The organism is Cytobacillus sp. T106 (assembly GCF_040492155.1).
Taxonomy (GTDB): Bacteria; Bacillota; Bacilli; order Bacillales; family Cytobacillaceae; genus Bacillus_AB; species Bacillus_AB infantis.
In genome coordinates, this window is sequence record NZ_JBEUMK010000006.1 from 132,014 (window position 1) to 152,099 (window position 20,086).

Annotated in this window: 22 protein-coding genes; 17 read left to right on the forward strand and 5 right to left on the reverse strand. The window is 45.2% G+C overall.

The window, feature by feature from the left end; genetic code table 11:
• Positions 1–45: 45 nt before the first annotated feature.
• Positions 46–1,113: a hypothetical protein gene (locus ABU165_RS13235; RefSeq protein WP_318060367.1), complete on the forward strand. Its 1,068-nt coding sequence runs from the start codon at positions 46–48 to the stop codon at positions 1,111–1,113.
• 27 nt (positions 1,114–1,140) lie between these two features.
• On the opposite strand, the gene ABU165_RS13240 is transcribed toward ABU165_RS13235, so the two are convergent.
• Both ABU165_RS13240 and ABU165_RS13245 read right to left on the reverse strand, forming a co-directional pair.
• Positions 1,141–1,374, reverse strand: coding sequence for a hypothetical protein (locus tag ABU165_RS13240; protein WP_022544026.1), 234 nt, complete (start codon positions 1,372–1,374; stop codon positions 1,141–1,143).
• Positions 1,375–1,386: 12 nt separating this feature from the next.
• Complete coding sequence (locus tag ABU165_RS13245) at positions 1,387–1,638, reverse strand: hypothetical protein (protein WP_009793199.1); 252 nt, start codon at positions 1,636–1,638, stop codon at positions 1,387–1,389.
• Positions 1,639–1,726: 88 nt separating this feature from the next.
• On the opposite strand from ABU165_RS13245, the gene ABU165_RS13250 reads away from it, so the two are divergent.
• From ABU165_RS13250 to sigH, 6 genes are all read left to right on the forward strand, one after another.
• Positions 1,727–1,957 (forward strand): hypothetical protein, encoded by a 231-nt coding sequence (locus ABU165_RS13250; RefSeq protein ID WP_318060366.1) that lies wholly within the window; start codon positions 1,727–1,729, stop codon positions 1,955–1,957.
• Between the two features lie 195 nt (positions 1,958–2,152).
• Positions 2,153–2,638: a nitroreductase family protein gene (locus ABU165_RS13255; protein ID WP_311225739.1), complete on the forward strand. Its 486-nt coding sequence runs from the start codon at positions 2,153–2,155 to the stop codon at positions 2,636–2,638.
• A gap of 208 nt (positions 2,639–2,846) precedes the next feature.
• Positions 2,847–3,503 carry a molybdate ABC transporter permease subunit gene (gene modB / locus ABU165_RS13260; RefSeq protein WP_224950730.1) on the forward strand — a complete coding sequence of 219 codons (657 nt, stop codon included), beginning with the start codon at positions 2,847–2,849 and terminating at the stop codon, positions 3,501–3,503.
• Between the two features lie 96 nt (positions 3,504–3,599).
• Complete coding sequence (locus ABU165_RS13265; protein WP_318060365.1) at positions 3,600–5,189, forward strand: M2 family metallopeptidase; 1,590 nt, start codon at positions 3,600–3,602, stop codon at positions 5,187–5,189.
• Between the two features lie 64 nt (positions 5,190–5,253).
• Entirely contained in the window at positions 5,254–6,120 is an 867-nt protein-coding gene (locus ABU165_RS13270) for a PhzF family phenazine biosynthesis protein (RefSeq protein WP_318060364.1), read from the forward strand.
• Between the two features lie 250 nt (positions 6,121–6,370).
• Positions 6,371–7,021: an RNA polymerase sporulation sigma factor SigH gene (sigH, locus tag ABU165_RS13275; protein WP_009793205.1), complete on the forward strand. Its 651-nt coding sequence runs from the start codon at positions 6,371–6,373 to the stop codon at positions 7,019–7,021.
• A 120-nt stretch (positions 7,022–7,141) separates the two neighbouring features.
• On the opposite strand, the gene ABU165_RS13280 is transcribed toward sigH, so the two are convergent.
• Positions 7,142–7,597, reverse strand: coding sequence for a general stress protein (locus ABU165_RS13280; protein WP_318060363.1), 456 nt, complete (start codon positions 7,595–7,597; stop codon positions 7,142–7,144).
• A 232-nt stretch (positions 7,598–7,829) separates the two neighbouring features.
• Here ABU165_RS13280 and ABU165_RS13285 point away from each other — a divergent pair, with 232 nt between their 5' ends.
• On the forward strand, positions 7,830–8,651 hold the full coding sequence (locus tag ABU165_RS13285; protein ID WP_318060362.1) for an STAS domain-containing protein: 822 nt from the start codon (positions 7,830–7,832) through the stop codon (positions 8,649–8,651).
• A 47-nt stretch (positions 8,652–8,698) separates the two neighbouring features.
• Here ABU165_RS13285 and ABU165_RS13290 read toward each other — a convergent pair whose 3' ends face one another.
• Complete coding sequence (locus tag ABU165_RS13290; RefSeq protein ID WP_101548290.1) at positions 8,699–9,277, reverse strand: helix-turn-helix domain-containing protein; 579 nt, start codon at positions 9,275–9,277, stop codon at positions 8,699–8,701.
• Positions 9,278–9,482: 205 nt separating this feature from the next.
• Here ABU165_RS13290 and ABU165_RS13295 point away from each other — a divergent pair, with 205 nt between their 5' ends.
• The 3 genes from ABU165_RS13295 to ABU165_RS13305 all read left to right on the forward strand — a co-directional run bounded on the left by ABU165_RS13295 (position 9,483) and on the right by ABU165_RS13305 (position 11,802).
• The gene (locus ABU165_RS13295) at positions 9,483–10,592 is read left to right on the forward strand and encodes an AI-2E family transporter (RefSeq protein WP_009793210.1); all 1,110 of its coding nucleotides are present in this window, start codon (positions 9,483–9,485) and stop codon (positions 10,590–10,592) included.
• Positions 10,593–10,656: 64 nt separating this feature from the next.
• Entirely contained in the window at positions 10,657–10,818 is a 162-nt protein-coding gene (locus ABU165_RS13300; protein WP_022544023.1) for a hypothetical protein, read from the forward strand.
• A gap of 108 nt (positions 10,819–10,926) precedes the next feature.
• On the forward strand, positions 10,927–11,802 hold the full coding sequence (locus ABU165_RS13305) for a DUF2785 domain-containing protein (RefSeq protein WP_318060361.1): 876 nt from the start codon (positions 10,927–10,929) through the stop codon (positions 11,800–11,802).
• Between the two features lie 39 nt (positions 11,803–11,841).
• Here the strand turns inward: ABU165_RS13305 and ABU165_RS13310 are convergent, their stop codons facing one another.
• Positions 11,842–12,975, reverse strand: a complete 1,134-nt coding sequence (locus ABU165_RS13310) for a sensor histidine kinase (RefSeq protein WP_101548465.1) — start codon at positions 12,973–12,975, stop codon at positions 11,842–11,844.
• 415 nt (positions 12,976–13,390) lie between these two features.
• Here ABU165_RS13310 and ABU165_RS13315 point away from each other — a divergent pair, with 415 nt between their 5' ends.
• The 6 genes from ABU165_RS13315 to ABU165_RS13340 all read left to right on the forward strand — a co-directional run bounded on the left by ABU165_RS13315 (position 13,391) and on the right by ABU165_RS13340 (position 20,060).
• On the forward strand, positions 13,391–14,317 hold the full coding sequence (locus ABU165_RS13315) for an ABC transporter ATP-binding protein (RefSeq protein WP_374703142.1): 927 nt from the start codon (positions 13,391–13,393) through the stop codon (positions 14,315–14,317).
• Positions 14,310–15,263 (forward strand): ABC transporter permease, encoded by a 954-nt coding sequence (locus ABU165_RS13320; RefSeq protein ID WP_318060360.1) that lies wholly within the window; start codon positions 14,310–14,312, stop codon positions 15,261–15,263. Before ABU165_RS13315 ends, ABU165_RS13320 begins: the two co-directional genes overlap by 8 nt.
• A gap of 765 nt (positions 15,264–16,028) precedes the next feature.
• Complete coding sequence (locus ABU165_RS13325; RefSeq protein ID WP_318060359.1) at positions 16,029–16,481, forward strand: HIT family protein; 453 nt, start codon at positions 16,029–16,031, stop codon at positions 16,479–16,481.
• Positions 16,474–17,283, forward strand: coding sequence for a PP2C family serine/threonine-protein phosphatase (locus ABU165_RS13330; RefSeq protein WP_318060358.1), 810 nt, complete (start codon positions 16,474–16,476; stop codon positions 17,281–17,283). The genes ABU165_RS13325 and ABU165_RS13330 overlap by 8 nt, the downstream gene beginning before the upstream one ends.
• 40 nt (positions 17,284–17,323) lie before the next feature.
• Positions 17,324–17,731, forward strand: a complete 408-nt coding sequence (locus ABU165_RS13335; protein ID WP_009793219.1) for a hypothetical protein — start codon at positions 17,324–17,326, stop codon at positions 17,729–17,731.
• Positions 17,732–17,879: 148 nt separating this feature from the next.
• Positions 17,880–20,060 (forward strand): malate synthase G, encoded by a 2,181-nt coding sequence (locus ABU165_RS13340; protein WP_306009249.1) that lies wholly within the window; start codon positions 17,880–17,882, stop codon positions 20,058–20,060.
• Positions 20,061–20,086 lie beyond the last annotated feature (26 nt).

Here is a 20,086-nt window from a genome sequence, read left to right on the forward strand (position 1 = left end):
CTTTATAAAGTAATTTATATTACTCTTAAGAAGGAGGTGGAATATTTGGAAAATTTAAGCCTGAATGTTGCCTTGCTTCGGAGAAAAGTCCCGAATTTAACTGCAGCCGCCAAGTCAGTCGGACTTCGTCCGGCTACAGTCTCCAATTTATGCACCGGCAAGATCCCTGTAGGAAGGGCAGAGGTCAGGACAATTGCTGCGCTTGCTGAACTGGCAGAATGCAGCCTGGATGATTTGATCATTAGAGGGGAGAAGGCAGAGATGATTGAAACGAAGATCAAGGCGCTCGATCTGTTTGCACCACTGGCTAAAGGAGGGACAGCCGGTCTTGTCGCAAGGCCGGGAATGGGGCAGCTTGTCCTCCTGACAGAGATATTTTTCCGGCTGAAGAAGGAAGGCTACAAGACAATCCTGCTCATTCCGGAAGGGGAGTATCCAGAACTCCAGGATATTCTGATCAACACCGATTTTTCTGCCGCAACCATTGAGGACGCATACCAACTTCTCACTGACCATTCAAAAAATCAAGATGTTCTGTTTGCTGCTGACAGAGCACATGTGGTAAACGGAACCATACATGATTTGCAGGGCAGGCTGGATGCTGGCGGTCCGGGATCAGTAACGACCTTCCTCCTCGATTTAAAAGGGGAGGCAGTAGATGAAGAATTTCCTTACGGGCCGCTGGAAACCTTATGGCAGTTTGATGCCGACCTTGCTGCCAGGCATTTATATCCTGCCGTGAATCCTATTTATTCTGCCTCATCTGTCCTTGAGGGGGCATATCTGGATCAGGCCCATCTGACCATCCAGCAGAAGGCGCAAAAGCTCCTTCGCCGATATAAGGAGTTAAAGGCGCTTGTCCAAGCCGGGGGAATAAAGAGGCTTCCATCTTCTGAAACACTGGGGTATCAGCGCGGGGCATTGCTGGAAGCCTATCTGACCCAGCCTTTTTATACAGCAGAAGCATTTACAGGCCAAAAAGGGCAATCGGTGTCTCTTCAGGAAAACCTGTCTGACGTCCGAAAAATCCTGGATGGCGGTGCAGATGCTTATTCGGCAGATGAGCTGGCCTATATTGGAAGCCTGGACAGCCATCAGGAGAAAGAATCATAAGAAAAAGCCCGCTCCAGCGGGCTTTTTCTATATCACACTGTTTTTCACTGAGTTGGAATCATTCAGGTCAGGATCGGCAATCCAGGATATAGGGATATTCACAGGTGAGACGTCTCCATTTTGTTCGCCAAATCCCTGGTTTCTCTTATACGAGATGAACTGGTCGATAAATTGGTTCGGCCCCATATTCACAATAGAAGCATGGTCAAGCACATTGACCTTTAAGGCGAGAAGATTTACCACCATGGGGGCAAATATCACTGGCATCACTCCCTACAGATTTGGAATTCTCGCAGAATCGAAGGTCGAATTGGAGTCAAGCTGATCACGGTCATCAACGATTCCCTTTGTACCGATAAATCCGCTTGCATCCCCAAAATTCTGTCCGTAGCCCTGATTCTTTTTATCCGAATTATGCCACTCGGCAAGAAGGTTCTGGCCGATATTGACAGCGGAAGCGTTCTCGAAAGAATTGATCTTGATTGCGCAGATGTTGATATTGATAAATGGCGCAGGAGCCGGCAATTATATCTCCCCCTTTGTTTGCTTCTAAGTATATTCAGCTCAGCATAATTTATGATAAACGGGCGTTGAGAAGAAAAGGGGGAAAAGCATGTTCTATCCTGCGCGTGTAACCATAGGCAAGACATCAATAAGAAGTTCTGATCATGGTAATGGCATGGTATTTGGCCAGAATATTACGGTGAACAAAGCCGTGAATGGAAAGAAAAATCAGGGATTTGGACAGCAGTCTGCTGACGGGGTTTTTCTGGCGATGCCGGCAGGTGTAGTGTGGGATGGTGAGCAGGATGACAGCAGAAGTGTGAAAAATAACAACATCTAGCTAGGCCACAAAGGTCCGCAGAATTTTAGAATAACTGTCCAAGTCGCTGCATACCTATAAAGTATATACCTCCGAAAGCAAAAGCCCTGCTGCTAAAAGTACGGGGCTTTTGCTTTATGGTTCTAATCAGAGGAATTATTTGCTATAATAAACTTGACGAAAATGATTATCATTATTGATGAGGTGCTTGCTGTAATGAATATTGAACAATTGGTTACCACTAGAAGAACAATTAAAAAGTTTAAAGCAGATCCAGTGGATGAGGCGCTGTTCATGAAGTGGCTTCAAGCGGCCAGCCTTGCTCCCAACCATAAAATGACTGAGCCTTGGGATATTATTTTTGCCGGCCCGGAGACACGCGGAAAGCTGAAGCATAAAACAGATTTTGGCGGAGCGCCGGAAGTGATGGCCGTCACAGTCAAGCATGGAAAAACTGATCTGGAGACAGTTGAAAATACAGCTGCCGTTGCATGCTTTATCCAGAATTTCATGCTGCAGGCATGGGATGAGGGAGTTGGGACTTTCTGGTGTTCTCTTGGTGCTTCAAAGGCTGCGAGGGAAGTGCTCGGAGTTGAGGAAGGGAGCGAAGTAGTCGGCATCATCGCTTTTGGCTACCCTGAAGAAATCCCGGCTATCAAAGAGCGCATCAGCATTGAAGATAAGATTAAAAAGCTTCCATAAATAATGGATAGAAGGACAAGGCAATTGCCTGTCCTTTTTTATTTTGGCAAATTCGGCTAAAAACTATAAAAAGAATACCTCTAAATCTTAAGAGACAGAAAGCAAAATCCCTTTATCGCCTTCATTTTTCGGCTATAATGAATCTAGCAGAAAATACAGGGGGCATTAAAATAATGAAACTAGTTGAATATAGCCGGAGAAGGGTAGGATGACGGAAGATTTCTGGTCGCCCGTCCGGCTGTCGATTTCTGTGGCTGCCATTTCATTGGCCATTGTTTTTGCTGCAGGCATTCTTCTGGCAAGATTGCTTGCATTTAAAAAATTTAAAGGAAAGCCGCTTATAGAAACCATCCTCCTCCTGCCTCTCGTACTCCCCCCATCAGTGGTCGGATTCCTGCTGATCATCGTGTTTGGAAAGCAGTCATTCTTTGGGAGAGCGATAGAAATCTTTATTGGGCAGCCGGTTATATTTACATGGCTGGCAGCCGTAACCGCGTCCAGTGTTGTCGCCTTTCCTCTGATGTACCAGTCTGCAAAGACAGGCTTTGAAACGATCGAGAAGGAAATAGAGGATGCTTCAAGAGTTGATGGAGCTTCAGAGGTGAAGGTTTTTCTCTATATAGCACTGCCGCTGTCGGCCAAAGCCCTGGCAGCCGGAGCCATACTCAGCTTTGCCAGAGCACTTGGGGAGTTTGGGGCAACACTGATGTTTGCCGGCAATATTCCCGGCAAAACACAAACGATTCCGACGGCCATTTATTTTGCCATTGACTCGGGCAATATGGAGATGGCTTGGCTTTGGACGGCAGTCATGATCGGCATTTCCTTTATCATGCTTGCAGCAGTCAATGCTTTCAGCAAATAAAAATTTCGGTATACGAAATTTTTACGCAAAGAAACAGGGTTTTTGCTGTCATGCCAAGAATATATAATAAGTCCGAAAACCAGAGGAGGAAAAAGCATGACAGCAGAACAGTTTTTACAAAAGCAAAACGAAGCCTTGCAAAAGCTCCAGAAAAAGCGCGCTGAAGCTTCATGGAAAGCTTCTACAACTGGAGAAGATGAATGGAACAGGAAGACAGCTGAGGCACAGACGGATGTCAGCCTCTACTTATCAGATTCTGAAAGATTTCAAGAGGTAAAGGAATTCCTCGAAAGCGGGGAACTAAACCAGCTTGAACAAAGGCAGCTGCAGCTGCTGAAGAACAGCATGGTAAAAAATCAGCTTGACGCAGATGTACTTAAGGAACTTTCTGAAAGAAGCTCAGAGTTAGTAGGTGTCTTCAATACATACAGAGCCGTTCTGGATGGAAGGGAAGTGTCGGAAAATGAAATCAGGAAAATCCTTACAGATAGCAAGGATAACGAGCTGCGTGAGAGGGCCTGGCATGCAAGCAAGACAATTGGCAGCAAAGTCGAAAATAAGCTAATTGACCTTGTGAAATTAAGGAACGAAACAGCCATGAAGCTTGGCTACAGAAATTTTCATGAAATGAGCTTTGAACTCCAGGAGCTGGACAGGGACGTTATTTTTGCTATCTTCGATGAGCTGAAGAAAATTTCGGATGAACCATTCCATCAGCTGAAGCGGGAAATGGATGAGGAAATTGCAGAACGCCTTTCCATATCAATAGATGAAATCAGGCCTTGGCATTATGCGGATCCATTCTTTCAGGAAGCGCCTCCTTCTAAAGCACTGAACTTGGATTCTTACTATGAAGGGAAGAATCTGGAGGAGCTGACAGCTGCTACATTTGCTTCCATGGGAATGGAGATAGGGGATATGCTGGAAAACAGCGATCTTTATCCGCGGGAAAAGAAAAATCAGCATGCATTTTGTACAGACATCGACAGGGAAGGGGACGTAAGGGTCCTGTGCAACAACAGCAGCAGCGATTACTGGTCGACCACCATGCTGCATGAGTTCGGGCATGCCGTATATTTCAAATATATTGACCGGGATCTTCCTTTCCTTCTCAGAGCACCGGCACATACATTGACGACTGAAGCGATTGCGATGCTTTACGGACGGATGGGCCGGAATCCGGAGTGGCTGGGGAAATTCCTCGGCATTAATGAGCAGGAATTAAAAGAACTGGCTGGCGAGCTGAAATTGGCGCTCAGAAGGCAGATGCTCATTTCAGCCCGCTGGTTCATCACTTTTTCGCTGTTTGAAAAAGAACTATATGAAAATCCGGACCAGGATCTGAACCGTCTCTGGTGGAAAATCGTCAAAGAGGTCCAATTCCTGAATCCGCCGGAAAATCAGGATATCCCGCACTGGGCAGCTAAGATCCACTTTACCCTTGTGCCTGTATACTATCAAAATTATCTGTTGGGGGAACTTACAACCTCACAGCTGGAACAGCATATCAAGAAAAATCTGAAGGGTGATATTCTTTCTAAAGAAGCAGGAAGCTATCTGCTTGAAGAATTTTTCAAGCCGGGAGCGGCCCTCCACTGGAATGAAAAGATAGAAAAAGCAACCGGCGAAAAACTCAACCCGCAGCATTTCATAGACCAATTCGTAGGGGATCTGCAGCAGGCATAACAGAAAAAAGGCCGCTTTCTTCACAGGAAGCGGCTTTTATAATGGAAAGGAAGGAAACTTTTATATGAAAATAAACGTCTATATAGTACATGCATTCTGCAGGGACAATAAGGGAGGAAACCCGGCAGGAGTGGTTCTCGACACAGATGGCCTGAGCACCGTCCAGATGCAGAAAGTTGCCTCAATGGCGGGATTTTCTGAAACGGCATTTATCAGCCGTTCAAGAGCAGGTGAAATATCCTTGAGGTACTTTACACCGGAGAACGAAGTCGACCTTTGCGGACACGCTACTGTCGCCTCCTTCCATCTGCTTGTCAAGGAAGGCAGGATTCCCCCTGGAGAGCACACATTTGAATGTCATGCAGGCCTTCTTAAAGCAAGAGCGAGTGACACGGGAGAGATCTTCCTTGAACAGCCTCTTCCGAAAATGGGAACAGCTCTTCCTCCAGAAGAGGCTGCAGTTTCCTTGGGAATCAGCCTTGATGATCTTGCTGAAGGTCTTCCGGTCCAGATTGTTTCTGCCGGACTTCCGGACATTATGGTCCCTATCCGTTCCCGTGATGTTCTGGAATCGATCCGGCCTGATTTCGTGCGGGTGGCTGAGATCAGCAGAAAGTATCAGGCAATAGGGTATCATCTGTTTGCTTTCAATGAAAAAGGCAGTCCTGCGGCAGTCTGCCGCAATCTTGCTCCTGCAGCCGGCATACCAGAGGAAAGTGCGACAGGAACTGCCAGCGGCGCTCTATGCCGCTATCTTTATCATCATCAAAAAATTGCAGCCGGCCCGCATTTTTTTCACCAGGGAGAAACAATGGGGCTGCCCTCTATCATAAAGGCAAATCTATCAGCCGCAGATGATTCAGGGGAAATTGAAAGACTGGAAATTGGCGGTGCGGCGAAAGTGAAAGACAAGATGGTGATGCACATTTAATGCTGTATACATAAAAATTTTCGACAGCATCCCATGCAGCCAGCTTAAATCCACAGCAATAGACGTCCAATCTTCTGCCTGTGCTTCACTGAGTGTCATAGTTTGTAAAGAAAGCTCGCTATTTGTTCATATCTTTTAGGCGGAAAATGGTTTAAGATAGAAATAAGTTAATAGACGGACTTTTTAGAAAAAACAATAATGGTATTGTCAGTCAAACTTCAGACTCAGAATGATAGATGGAGGGATATGAGTGAGTGCAAGCATCGCAGTAAAACTGATAGAAGACTATTCAAACTATGAAGACGAAACACTGGTGGTCCTTTTTCAAAATGGGGATGGTATGGCATCTGAATATCTTATGAAAAAATACAGGCACTTTGTCAGGGCGAAGGCGAGCAAATTCTTTTTGATCGGCGGAGACAAAGATGATCTTTTTCAGGAAGGCATGATCGGGCTATATAAAGCCATCCGTGATTTCAAGGAGGACAAGCTTGCTTCATTCAAAGTGTTTGCTGAGCTGTGCATTACAAGGCAGATCATCACCGCTGTAAAAACGGCCACCCGCCAGAAGCAAATGCCGCTTAATTCCTATATTTCACTGGACAAGCCGATATATGAAGATGAATCCAAGCACACACTCATGGATATCCTCCCGGGAACCATGGTTACAGATCCGGCCATTCTGATTGTGAACCAGGAGAACACTGCAGACATCGAAGAGAAAATAGCCGAGAAGCTGAGCGATCTGGAACGGAAGGTTCTCGATCTATACGTTGCCGGCCACTCTTATATTGAGATCTCTGAGGAACTGGATACTCACGTCAAATCAATCGACAACGCCCTCCAGCGCGTTAAACGAAAACTTGACCGCTATCTTGAAAGACGTGAGCTGGTCATTTAAGGAACGGGGAGCTCCCTTTGGAAACAGGGGGCTTTTTTCTTTGGAAGCAGAGTTGTGATTTGTCCTATCGTACGGGGATCCAATAAAAAATGAAATCCCGGCAAACGCCGGGATTTCCGATCAATATCCTTCCCTTCTGGCAGATGGTTCATCTCCTGGAGTATCTCCAAGCTGGTTCCCTTCATGGGAAGGGCGAAGCAGTTCATCTTCTTCAATGGTGTTATCAACAAACAGGACATATTGCCCGTCAAATACCCTCTGCGAAAACTCTTCTGCATCTTTATCAGCTGCACCATAGCTCGCGTACTCATCGTTTGAGTGGATACCTGAGCTGGTTCCCGGATCTGCACCTAAAAACAAGGCTTTAGCGGACTCCAGAAAGCGCTGGTTTCCGAGTTCCTGTGAGCCGATGATTTTGGCAATGGCCCCGTATGTTTCAGCAAGTGCTTCAATATTGGATCCGTCCTTTGAAACGATTACCAGCTTTCTGCTGTTATAGCCGTTGTCCTTAGCTGAAGAGAGTGCTTCCGTAAGCTCCTCGATCGAATCATAGCCGCCAATCAATTGATTATTCATGAATATTCTCCTCCAGTAGATTAATAGAATTACTTCTATCATTCCCTGGTTTTCCTGGGAAGAAACGTTGGGAAGCTTTTCCCGCAATACAGGGGATTTTTTGAAAAACCTGTTGTTAAAGCTTATTGGGATACATTTCTGCAGGTCCTGCATTAACTAATTATCTCTGAATGATGTCCCATGCTTTATAATGCGATATAATAGAGACATCGTAACTAGGAGGAATCGACACATGAAGCCATTTGACAAAATTTCTTCATATTTTAAGACCTATGCACAATCACTGGCAGATGAATTGGTGGATAGCATTGTTCAGGAATTTGACTTTGAGGTGCCAAAGGAAGAAATTCAGAATGCCAAAAAGACTTATGAATCTTTTATGAAGTTTATTGGGGAGTCCATTGTGTCCGAAACTGAGAAGATGCCTGACGGATTGCTGGATTGGAGCAAGAAGAATGGGGAGCGGCAGGCAAAAAACGGCGGCCGCATTTCGGACATCTTAATGCGTTATCCTGATTCCAGGCAAGTGTTTATCGACAAAGTGACCAGGATAGGAAAAGAATTTGATTTAGGCATGGACGAAGTTGTACTGCTGATAAAAAAGGTGAATTTGATTCTGGATATCAGCATCAATGAAACTGTATTTGCTTTTGAACGATTTTCCGGATTACTTTTGGAAAAAGCACGGGATGAGGTCAATGAACTGACTGCACCTGTTGTTCCGATACAAGATGGCATTGCAGTTCTTCCGCTGATTGGCTCAATTGATTATGACCGGGCCAAGCTGATTATGGAAAAAGTGGTGCCGGAAATTAAAAAACTGCAGATAGAATGCCTGATCATGGACTTTTCCGGCATTGTCAATATAGACGCCCAAATCGCAAAGTATGTATTTAATATCCGGAGTGTGCTCCGTCTAGTAGGAGTGAATACAATCGCTTCAGGGGTCCGGCCGGATCTTGCGCAGCAGGCTGTTACAGAAGGAATCGATCTTACCTCTGTACCGACCTTTGCAAATGTAAAGCAGGCCATTGAGAGCCTTGAGGAAGAATGATTAGAAAAGGGTGAACCGTCCTGGTTCGCCCTTTTTGTGTACAGAAATTATCCGGATGGTGCATCAATGTCTTCTGTCAGTGTTATTTTGGACAGCTCTGTTAGTATGGTGGCAGCACCTATGATTTGTTTTGTGCTGTCAAAGAGTGGGTGGGCAAAGATCATATATGTATAAAGATAATTGTCCGGAAGTGAAAAGGAGACTGTTTTTCGGATCGAAATCTGTTTTTCTATGACAGTTCTTTTCATTTGTGCATACATTTGTCCCCCTATCCCAAGGCCCAGCTCATCGTCCCGTTTCCCTATGAGAGATTCAGGCGGGAATAAGGGATGGTAATTGAAAATCCATGTATATTTTAAATCCATGTCACAATGAGCGATGATCATGGGTGCAGCCTCCAGTGCATAACGGAAAGGACTTTCATCATCCGCATTAAAGGCAGAAGAGTGGAAGTTCAGGATCTGGGCAATCTTTTGCCTGATTTCCTCACTGGGATTCCTCACCCCGCTCTCAATTTGTGCATAATAAGCCCTGTCGATGAACGCCTTAGTAGCCACGGTCTCCTGGGTCAGCTTTCTGGCTTTTCTTATTTTAATTAACCAATCTCGTTTATGTTGTTTATACATGGCTCTAGGTTATCATGTATCACTGATAATGGGCGTGGCTTTTGAGACACAGGCTGCATATTTGATGGAGAAAAGGGTAGATGTATAAATTACTTAAAAGAATCTGGCTTTATTTAATGAAAGGTCAGAAGTTAGAGTACGGATGAATGATGAAATGAAAGAGAGGGTATAAGTCTTTTATACATAATGAAAGTGATGTGATACTTTGCCAAGCTCTAAATGGTTTAAAATCGGCTATGGAATTATTATTGTGATGGTTATTATCTTCCTCGCAACGAAAATCGATTTTATTTTTACACCGATTGAAATATTCTTTGAAACTCTATTTATGCCTTTTCTGATATCGGGGGTTATTTATTATCTGCTGCGCCCCATCGTTTATTTCCTTAACAGGAAAAAGGTTCCAAAGGTTGTTTCCATCCTCTTGATCTACCTTATCGTCATTGGAGGGACAGCCGCACTTGTGTACTTTGTGGGGCCCGAGCTGCAGCGCCAGTTCAAAGATCTGATGGACAATTACCCGCAATATATAGAGGGGCTTAGAAACAAAGCGGATGAGCTTCAGAACAGCGCATGGTTTTCCCGTTTCCAGGAAAACGATTATATTACCTTCGACTATATTACAGAACAGATGAGTTCATATTTCAAATCAAACTTCTCGGATTTAAGCTCCCGCCTGACGGGCGTGTTCAGCATCGTCACGAGTGTTGTAACCGTGATTGTAACAGTGCCCTTCATTGTCTTTTATCTCCTGAAGGACAGCGAAGGGGCTTCAAAGGGCATGGTCAGATATTTGCCGTATTTCCAGGCTGCAGAGACAAGGAAAATACTAAAGGATATGGATGAAGCCCTCAGCTCCTATATACAGGGCCAGGCAATCGTCAGCTTCATTGTGGGTGTCATGATGTATATCGGCTATCTGATTATTGGAATCAATTATTCTCTTATTCTGGCTATTGTGGCCATGTTAACAAATGTCATTCCCTTCCTGGGGCCATTTCTTGCCCTAGTCCCGGCAGTCATCGTAGGGTTTACTATGTCGCCTTTTATGGCGCTGAAAGTCATTCTCGTGGTGATAGTGGTCCAGCAAATAGACGGAAATGTATCTTCTCCGCTCATCATGGGGAGAAAGCTGGATGTCCATCCGCTTACCATTATCCTGATCCTGTTGGTTGCGGGCAATCTTGCTGGTCTGATCGGGATGATCGTCGCTGTTCCTGCCTATGCAATCATCAAGGTCATCATCAGCCATGCCTACAGGCTTTATACATTGAAGAAGGCTGACCGTGACCAGATTATCCAGGTTGAAGATTGATGGTTTCAATCATGCAGAAAAACGGGAACAGAATAGTACAACCCATACAACAGGAGGAAGCTGCATGAACCGATATAAAATTGTATATAAAAACCGTGAGGACCAATTCATCAGCACTGAATTTTATGCAGACTGCATCACTGACCTGATTCCGCAGCTTACAAATCTTGAGAGGAAATTCAAAATTGTAGAAGTAAAGAATATGATGTACGCACAAAGAAAATGAAAAGAAAGCAGCGCTGAATGCCGGCGCTGCTTTTTCATGCTTAACAGCAGGAAGCGGAAGGCCTGGAGTCGAATCTTTACTGTTATGAAAAATTGAGGAGGAAGAAGTATGGCTTTCAAAGAAAGTGCGCCGGAGAAATCGTATAAGCTTAAGGAGAGATTAGAAGAATTATATGATGCTGCACTAACAGAATCGGAACTAATGAATTTGGCAAAAGCTATGCTTGAAGAAATTGGATCAGCTGATCCATATCTGCGGGATCATCTGATTTACACCAGTTTTGCCCGGCTTATTGGAGAAGGCAGCTTTTCACATATAATGCTTGAAAAAATCCTTGCCGTCTGCCAGGATGACAGTCATTTATTTTACCATCTCGGGGCAGAGGGAGATGACAGCGTGTTTACCCGCAGTTTTTCTTCCCTGGTGCTGGCATTGGTTATTCAAAAAGATGCAGCAGAGAGATTTCTTTCCGATCAAACAGTTCAGTATACATATGGAAAAACATTGGAATATATGAAGAAAGAAAAAGACCTTCGGGGGTATGTGCAAGAAAAGGGCTGGGCACACAGCATGGCTCATGCAGCAGACCTCTTAAATGAGCTCGTCCGCCACCCGGTTATCTCCTGCAGCGAGCAGCTGCTCTTACAGGGGATGGATGTGATTTTTCATTGTGTATCAAGGAACGACGGCGTTTATACTGATGATGAACCCGAACGGCTCATTTTCCCGCTCACGGCTATCTTTGAAAATTCAAATGAAAACACCTTGGCCAATAAATTGAATGAGCTGTCTCTATACGAGGAGGACACCAGAAAAAGCAAAAGTGATGGAAACGCCTATTATCATCTCAGGACCAATTTGATGATGTTTTATAAATCATTGTATTTCAGACTGAAATGGATTGATATATTTCCTGCTGGAAGGGATCTTCTTGAAGCGCATATCCGGAGACTCCATATTGAAGTCTATGGGGAGAAATTCTAAGAAGGGAATACAAAAGGAGGAGAAGAATCTGCTTCTCCTCTAAAATCTTTCATTTTTGGCAGAAGGGCTGAAAACAGGGAAAGAAAAGTAAAAGGTGGTGCCTGCCCCGACTTTGCTTTCGACTTTGATTGTTCCCTTCATAGCTTTGACGATGCTGAATACAACCATCATCCCCAAGCCGGTCCCTTTTGAGCCTTTCGTAGAATAATAAGGCTCGCCGAGCTTCTGCAGCTGTTCAGGAGTCATACCGACGCCGGTATCCTTGACCGATATTGAAATATGGCTTTTCGTATAATTGGTCTCGACAAGGAGGTCGCCGCCTTTAGGCATCGCTTCAATGGCATTTTTCAGGACATTGAGAATCGACTGGTGGAATTTCTGCCGGTCTCCTTCAATGGAACCAAGGATGGCAAAATTGGCTGTAATCCTGACAGAATTCTGATTAGCGAGTGGTGTCAGAATGTTGATTACCTGCGTGATTTCTTTTTTTACGTTAATTTCCTCTATATAGTCGAGGGAAGGTTTTGTGAAAGTTAAATAATCTTTTATAACCCTTTCTGCTGATTCAAGCTCGCCTTTAACGATATGCAGATACTCCCTTCTTTTTTCAAGGGGCTGAGGGTGCTCGATCAATAGCTGTACAAAGCCTGCCGCAGCTGTCAAAGGGTTGCGGATTTCATGTGAAATCGCGGCACCCATCTGCTCAACAGCTTCCAGCTTTTCAGTTTTTATCAGTTTCTTCTTGAGCTCAAGATCCTTTCTGACATATTCAATGATATAGGATATCATTGCGACCCCGACAGTCGGAACCGCCAGATGAGCGGCCCAGGCATCAAGCCTGCTTTCAGGTGAAGACCATATCTCCATAGCGATGACTGTCACTACACTTAAAATAACAGTCAAGAGGACCGAAAAGGCAATCCTTTTTGGCGGAGGCTGTATTTTGAATTTAGGATAAATGCGCCACAGTAAAAATCCGAGCGGCACATACAAAAGAACATTGAGCCAGAAACCGGTACCAAGTCCAAAGAACGAGCGGAAGACAATGGCAATCACGCTGAGCCAAAGGCCAAGACCGGCATACAAGCCGCCGATCAAAACCGGGATGAGCCTCAGGTCAAACTGGAAGTCGGACGAGGATTTAAAAGAAAACTGCAGGCTCATCCAAAGCATCAGTGATAGCCATATAAGGGACGACACGCGGGAAAAAGAGATTCTTTGCCTTCTCTCTGACCAAACCAATGAGAAAAAAAGAAGAATGATAATCAACGCCAAATTGAAAAACAAGTGCCTGGTTATTTCCATTTATTTCACCGCATTTTTGTATGTATATTAAAAATATTATAATTTTTTGTCAAAAGAAACAATACAATTAGCTTAATTTGACGAATATATTAACAGTTTCCCTAAAATAGTCATATAAAGACTGGGGCAGCTTTTAAGCCAGCAAGCATTGAATGCCTGTCTAGGAAAGACAGTTTGCTTAGTCTATCAAACAATCCAAATGGTGAAAAAGAGAGGAAATATTAAAAACTGCTAAAAAAATGAACCTTTTTCCAGCCTCTTCCGTATTATGGTTAGAACGAGAATGATAGGAGGCACAGTTTTGGATCCCATTTTGAAGCTGGACAATGTAAAAAAAGTGATCAAAGGAAAAGAAATCATCAAAGGACTCAGTTTTTCTGTAAACGAAGGAGAGGTATTCGGCTTTCTCGGCCCCAATGGCGCCGGTAAAACGACGACGATCAGGATGATTGTCGGCCTGATCGGGATTACAGAGGGTGACGTGGTTGTCTGCGGGAAAAGCATCCGCAAGGACTTTGCCGGTGCCGTTAGCCACATTGGTGCAATTGTGGAGAACCCGGAAATGTACAAGTTTCTGACTGGCTACCAGAACCTTATGCAATATGCACGGATGCAAAAAGATATCTCTAAAAAGAAGATTGACGAAGTAGTTGGGCTGGTCGGTCTGCAGGATAGGATCCATGACAAGGTGCGCACCTATTCGCTCGGTATGCGGCAGCGGCTCGGACTGGCGCAATGCCTGCTTCATGATCCGAAACTCCTGATCCTGGATGAGCCGACGAACGGCCTGGATCCTGCCGGGATAAGGGAAATCAGGGACCATCTGAAAATGCTCACCAGGGAAAAAGGCATGAGTGTTATCGTATCGAGCCACTTGCTATCAGAAATGGAAATGATGTGCGACCGGATTGCCATCATCCAGGATGGCCGGCTGGCAGAAGTGCAGCAGGTAAATGATTTTGTGCAGACCGGGTCGGTTTACGCTTTTGAAACAGGCGATCTCAGCCAGGCATTGTCTCTTTTAGAAGACAAATTCGGCATTGTCCGCACAGCAGATGGTTTTACAGCGGGCTGCACAAGAGACGAAGTGCCTGTTATCGTCGAAAGCCTTGTTGAACGCGGAATAGCGGTCTACGGGGTGAGAGCGGCCTCGCAAACATTGGAAGACAGATTCCTTGAAGTGACGGCTGGGGGTGTCAAGCATGGGTAGTTTAATCAAGAATGAATGGATAAAAATTTTCCGCAGAACAGGTACGCTTGTTATGGTCGGGCTTGTTATACTCTTTACAATGGTCTATGCCGGATTTGAGAAATATGACCAAGTAAAGAATGGCGGAGAGGAGCCGCAGGCTGACTGGAAGCAGACTATGGAACAAAGCATCCAGACTGACAAAACTGAGATGGAAGAAAATTTCAACGCCAATCTGGATATGTTCTATAAACGGCAAATTGCCATCAAGGGATACCAGATTGAGAATGATATCCCTCCCCAAACCGGATATTCGGTATGGTCTTTCGTAGAGAAAGCCCAGGCATTGATATCCTTTGCAGGCCTCTTTACCATCATCGTAGCTGCAGGCATCGTCGCCTCTGAATTTTCATGGGGAACAATCAAGCTCCTGCTGATCCGGCCAATCAGCAGATCGAAAATCCTGCTGTCCAAATACATAACCGTCTTTTTGTTCGGGCTTTTCATGCTGGCTTTGATATACGGGCTGGCCACATTGCTCGGTGTGATTCTGTTCGGTCTTCCATCTGAACAAATTCCTCATCTTGCCTATTCGGGTGGAGAAGTGGTTGAAAGGGGCATAGCGGGACATCTCGCAGTTTCCTATCTGCTCGCAAGTATTGATGTGCTGCTTGTCGCAACGATGGCATTCATGATATCAGCGGTTTTTCGCAACAGTTCACTTGCCATCGGCCTTTCCCTGTTTCTGCTTTTCACTGGAGGGACGGCAACATTTATTCTGGCAGGTCTTTTCGATTGGGCAAAATATATTCTTTTTGCCAACACGGATCTGACTGTTTATTTCGACGGAGTACCACCTGTGGAAGGAATGACGCTCACCTTTTCGGTCATCGTCCTGCTTGTGTATTTCACCATTTTCCATGCGCTTGCCTTCTGGCTGTTCAATAAAAGGGATGTATCAGCATAAAAGAAGAAGCCGGACATTTTCTGTCCGGCTTATTTAGTTAGCAGAAGAATGAGTTAAGATTTTAATGGCCAAAGCCTGAGGGTGCTAGTCAGGGGAACTAAGACCGTCTAAATTGAAAAAAGGGAATCAGAGGGTGTTAGTCAGGGGAACTAGGACCGTCTAAATTGGAAAAAGAAAGTCAGAGGGTGTTAGTCGGGGGAACTAGGACCGTCTAAATTGGAAAAAGAGAACCAGAGGGTGTTAGTCGGGGGAACTAAGACCGTCTAAATTGAAAAAAGAGAATCAGAGGGTGTTAGTCAGGGGAACTAAGACCGTCTAAATTGGAAAAAGAGAATCAGAGGGTGTTAGTCGGGGGAACTAGGACCGTCTAAATTGGAAAAAGAGAATCAGAGGGTGTTAGTCAGGGGAAGCAGTACCGTCTAAATTGAAAAAAGAGAATCAGAGGGTGTTAGTCAGGGGAACTATGACCGTCTAAATTGGAAAAAGAGAATCAGAGGGTGTTAGTCCAAGAAACTACAGCCCTCTAAACTGAAAAAGAGTAATAGAGGGTGTTAGTCCAAGAAACTAGAGCCCTCTAAACCGAAAAAGAGTAATAGACGGTGCTTCTGAAAAGAACTTCTGCCCACTAAGCCCAAAAAAGAAGGGGATGATGCCAGCTCGAAAGCCAGAATCCACTCCTTCAATCAAAAAAACTATAATATCAGAAAATATAGACAACAATCAGCGGAAGTTATATTATACCAATTATCAAAGGAGGGAAATCGTATGGGTGATTGCTTTATTTGCAATAAGCACCAGGGGAAAATCAACACTTCAGGAAGTGTAATCTATGAGGATGAGTTTGTTTATGTTGGACATATTGACGGAGGCGGAAAGCCCGTTTATCTTGGACATTTGATGATTGACTTGAAAAGGCATGCACCGATACTGGCGGATTTAACGATGGGGGAAGCTTCGGCTTTTGGGAAATCTATGGCGAGGATTAGCCGGGCCTTAAAGGAAAGCGAGGGAGCAGAGCATATTTATTCTCTTGTATCAGGTAACGCCGTTCCTCATCTGCATATGCATTTGGTGCCGCGCTACCCGGGCACACCGGAAAAACACTGGGGGCCAATGAGTGTGTATGACTGGGAGCAGGCTCCGATGGGAGATGAAGAGGAGGTCAGTGAAATTTGCCGCAGGATCAAGTCTTACCTCGAGGAGCAAAAACATGATTGATATTTGCTGGACCGGGAAGGATGCCCCTTACCTGGATGATCCAGATGTCAGGCAGGAATCCCACATCACGATAGGGCGGTTTGGCGGAAATACAGAGGCCGGCCAGTATAAAAATGAGGATGGCTGCCTTGTCTGGGCTGATGGAAATCGGGAATGGGAGTTTGCCATAATACTGGATGCCCATGAATCAGCAGAAAGTGCAGAGCTGGTTCTGCAGCATATTCAGTCAAAAAAGGCAGACATATTAGAAATACTGATGCTTCCAGCTGATGCTGCAATACCTGGTGTGGAAAAGTTTATATTGGCCCTTCTGGCTTCTGAAGCGTTCAGGTTGGAATGCAGCAAGGTACAAGGAGAAACGGCCTGCCTGTTTGCTTTTCGGAAAGGTCAGTATCTTTGGTGGCTGTCTATCGGTGATTGTGTGCTATTCCTCTTTCACCCCGAACTGGCGGCTATGGGGCAGCATCAGCTGAACCAGCGGCAATTTTTTGAATGGACAGGAAGGGCCAATGCTTTTGATTTGTCTGTTCCCTGTTATACAACAGGAAGGAGGGAGCTCAGAGCAGGCATAAATACCATCTTCCTTACGACCGATGGCCTCCTTGAATGCCCTGGATTGCCGTATGAAAACCCGGAAAAGATCATGTCGGCATTGAAGTATGCTTCAGATGGGCAGGGTGTGAAAGAAATGCTAGATGTAATTAAGGCACATCAAGTCCGGGACAGTACTACGATCATCTCCTGGGAGGCGAGTTCTTCCAGCAGGCCATTAATGCCGGGAAACCTTTCAAGCAAGGGATAATATTCCGCAGGATGGGCAACATACAGGCGGAGGGCTGCCGATGGCCAAGTTAAAGCATATACAGCAGGATACCAATATTGAAAGCTACTATATAACTTTATGTGATGTTTATTTTTATCATCTCCCCGGAGAATCGGAAAAGGAAGAGCAGCGGCTGGAGGCTGCTGTTGAAACTTTATCGAGCTTGATTTATCATGCCATCAGCATAGACGGGACAACAATCAGGGAAATGGACAACAGCCGGTATGAGAAGGAGTACAAGCGGTTCTATACAGATATTATGAGGGCGATCAGAGAATGTTCGCAGAACGAAGTGGACTTTGGCGAATTTCTCGAAATATTGGACGAAATTATCAGCGCCGCCATTCTTCTTGCCAATGCATTCGAAAAAATTGATAAGGTAAAAGAAGAAGCCGCACAAGAAGATGAAGAAGAGGAAGAAGAATGACCGGTTCCGGATAGGGCCGGTCTTATTTCTGTTCATTAAAGTTTTAATTTTAAAAAAATAATTGTAAAGACTTCTTTTTTTATGCTATTCTGTACTATAACAGATTAGAGAAACAGCGTTGTGTAATATAAATCAAAGGAGGATAAGGATGGCAAACTATCGGAAAATCGGAAACTTGCAGGTGGATGAGGCTCTGCATCAATTTTTACAGAAGGAGGCGCTTCCCGGGACCGGCCTGGAAGAAAAAGCATTCTGGAATGGTTTTGAACAGCTGATTGAAGTGCTTACACCAGAGAACAAAAGACTGCTGGCCAAAAGGGAGGAGCTGCAAAGGGAGCTTGACCGCTACCATTCTGAAAAACGCGATGACTTCAGCTTTGAGGCGTATAAACAGTTCCTGCTCGATCTCGGTTACCTGCTCCCGGAGCCGGGAGAATTCAAGATCCGCACGGAAAATGTGGATGACGAGATTGCTCTGCAGGCAGGTCCGCAGCTGGTTGTGCCGGTCAATAACAGCAGATACAGCATCAATGCGGCCAATGCACGCTGGGGGAGCTTGTATGACGCCTTATATGGGACAGATGCGATCAGTGAAGAAGGCGGAGCAGAAAGGTCAATCGAGTATAATCGTGTGCGCGGAAATAAAGTAATTGAATTCGCAAAGGGATTTCTTGATCAGGCTGCCGCTCTTGACGGTGCCTCCCATAAGGAAGCTGTCAGGTATTCAGCGAAGGAAGGCAGTTTGGTCATTACTTTGAAGGATGGGTCATCCTCAAAATTAAAAGATCAGGAAGCTTTTGCCGGTTACAGGGGAGATAAGGATCATCCCGAGGCTGTATTGCTGAAGCATCATGGACTTCATTTTGAGATCCAGATTGACCGTGCATCTGATATTGGAAAAAGTGATCCGGCAGGCATAAAAGATATTCTTTTGGAAGCAGCTGTTACAGTGATCATGGATTGCGAGGACTCAGTTGCGGCTGTTGATGCGGAGGACAAGGTGCTCGTATACAGGAATTGGCTAGGGTTGATGAAAGGGGAGCTCAGCGCAGATTTCTCAAAGGGCGGTAAGATCATATCTAGGAAACTGAACGGTGTCAGGCACTATCGGGATCCTGAAGGCAATCTTTTTTCCCTGCCAGGCAGATCGCTTCTGTTTGTCCGCAATGTCGGCCATCTGATGACCAATCCGGCAGTTCTGGATAAGGAAGGAAATGAAGTGCACGAAGGAATCCTTGATGCTGTCTTTACGAGTCTGGCAGGGATGCATTCTCTTTTAAACACAGAGGAACCGGCTAACTCCAGGAAAGGGTCTATTTATATCGTTAAGCCTAAAATGCATGGGCCGGAGGAAGTTGCGTATGCAGGGGAGCTTTTTGATAAAACAGAGGATTTGCTCGGGCTTGATAGGAATACCTTGAAGATCGGCCTGATGGATGAAGAGCGCAGAACCTCACTGAATTTAAAGAGTTGTATAAAAGAAGTCAAAGACCGCATCGTGTTCATCAATACAGGCTTCCTTGACCGGACAGGGGACGAAATCCATTCAAGCATGGAAGCGGGCCCGATGGTGCGTAAAGGAGAAATGAAAAAGTCCAATTGGCTGCAGGCATACGAAACATCCAATGTTTCAACAGGACTGTCAGCCGGTTTTTCAGGCAAGGCTCAAATAGGCAAAGGCATGTGGGCTATGCCTGACAAAATGAAAGAGATGCTCGAGCAGAAGGGTGCCCAGCTCAAGACCGGGGCTAATACTGCCTGGGTGCCGTCACCGTCAGCGGCCGTCCTTCATGCATTGCATTACCATCAGATTAATGTAAAAGGTATCCAGGAAAAAGAGTGTCAAAACCCGTCCCTGTATAGAGATGAAATGCTGTCAATACCGGTGGAAACCTGCGGATCCTGGTCATCTGAAGAAATCCAGGTGGAAATCGAAAATAATGCCCAGGGTATTCTTGGATATGTGGTCCGCTGGGTGGAACAGGGCATTGGCTGCTCAAAAGTGCCGGATATTCATGATGTCGGCCTGATGGAGGACCGTGCCACTTTGAGGATATCAAGCCAGCATGTGGCCAACTGGATCCACCATAAAATTGTTTCTAGAGAGCAGGTCATGAATGCACTAAAGAAAATGGCGAAGATAGTTGATGCACAAAATGAGAATGAGCCGGGCTATAAGAGGATGTCTGATGATTTCAGCACTTCAGTGGCATTTCAGGCGGCCTGTGAGCTGATCTTTGAGGGGAGAAATCAGCCTAATGGCTATACAGAGCCTATTTTGCATAAAAGGAGACTGGAGGCAAAGTCGAAAATGGCTGTCCGGCAGTAAGGTAGAACGGATTTAAAAACCAATAT

Excerpts from the sequence above, each read along its gene's own strand:
- ABU165_RS13250 (WP_318060366.1), top strand. The coding sequence starts at position 1,727 with ATGTTCTATCCTGCGCGTGTAACCATAGGCAAGACATCAATAAGAAGT.
- ABU165_RS13255 (WP_311225739.1), top strand. The coding sequence starts at position 2,153 with ATGAATATTGAACAATTGGTTACCACTAGAAGAACAATTAAAAAGTTT.
- modB (WP_224950730.1), top strand. The coding sequence starts at position 2,847 with ATGACGGAAGATTTCTGGTCGCCCGTCCGGCTGTCGATTTCTGTGGCT.
- ABU165_RS13265 (WP_318060365.1), top strand. The coding sequence starts at position 3,600 with ATGACAGCAGAACAGTTTTTACAAAAGCAAAACGAAGCCTTGCAAAAG.
- ABU165_RS13270 (WP_318060364.1), top strand. The coding sequence starts at position 5,254 with ATGAAAATAAACGTCTATATAGTACATGCATTCTGCAGGGACAATAAG.
- ABU165_RS13280 (WP_318060363.1), bottom strand. The coding sequence starts at position 7,597 with ATGAATAATCAATTGATTGGCGGCTATGATTCGATCGAGGAGCTTACG.
- ABU165_RS13285 (WP_318060362.1), top strand. The coding sequence starts at position 7,830 with ATGAAGCCATTTGACAAAATTTCTTCATATTTTAAGACCTATGCACAA.
- ABU165_RS13290 (WP_101548290.1), bottom strand. The coding sequence starts at position 9,277 with ATGTATAAACAACATAAACGAGATTGGTTAATTAAAATAAGAAAAGCC.
- ABU165_RS13300 (WP_022544023.1), top strand. The coding sequence starts at position 10,657 with ATGAACCGATATAAAATTGTATATAAAAACCGTGAGGACCAATTCATC.
- ABU165_RS13305 (WP_318060361.1), top strand. The coding sequence starts at position 10,927 with ATGGCTTTCAAAGAAAGTGCGCCGGAGAAATCGTATAAGCTTAAGGAG.
- ABU165_RS13310 (WP_101548465.1), bottom strand. The coding sequence starts at position 12,975 with ATGCTTTGGATGAGCCTGCAGTTTTCTTTTAAATCCTCGTCCGACTTC.
- ABU165_RS13315 (WP_374703142.1), top strand. The coding sequence starts at position 13,391 with ATGATAGGAGGCACAGTTTTGGATCCCATTTTGAAGCTGGACAATGTA.
- ABU165_RS13320 (WP_318060360.1), top strand. The coding sequence starts at position 14,310 with ATGGGTAGTTTAATCAAGAATGAATGGATAAAAATTTTCCGCAGAACA.
- ABU165_RS13325 (WP_318060359.1), top strand. The coding sequence starts at position 16,029 with ATGGGTGATTGCTTTATTTGCAATAAGCACCAGGGGAAAATCAACACT.
- ABU165_RS13330 (WP_318060358.1), top strand. The coding sequence starts at position 16,474 with ATGATTGATATTTGCTGGACCGGGAAGGATGCCCCTTACCTGGATGAT.
- ABU165_RS13335 (WP_009793219.1), top strand. The coding sequence starts at position 17,324 with ATGGCCAAGTTAAAGCATATACAGCAGGATACCAATATTGAAAGCTAC.
- ABU165_RS13340 (WP_306009249.1), top strand. The coding sequence starts at position 17,880 with ATGGCAAACTATCGGAAAATCGGAAACTTGCAGGTGGATGAGGCTCTG.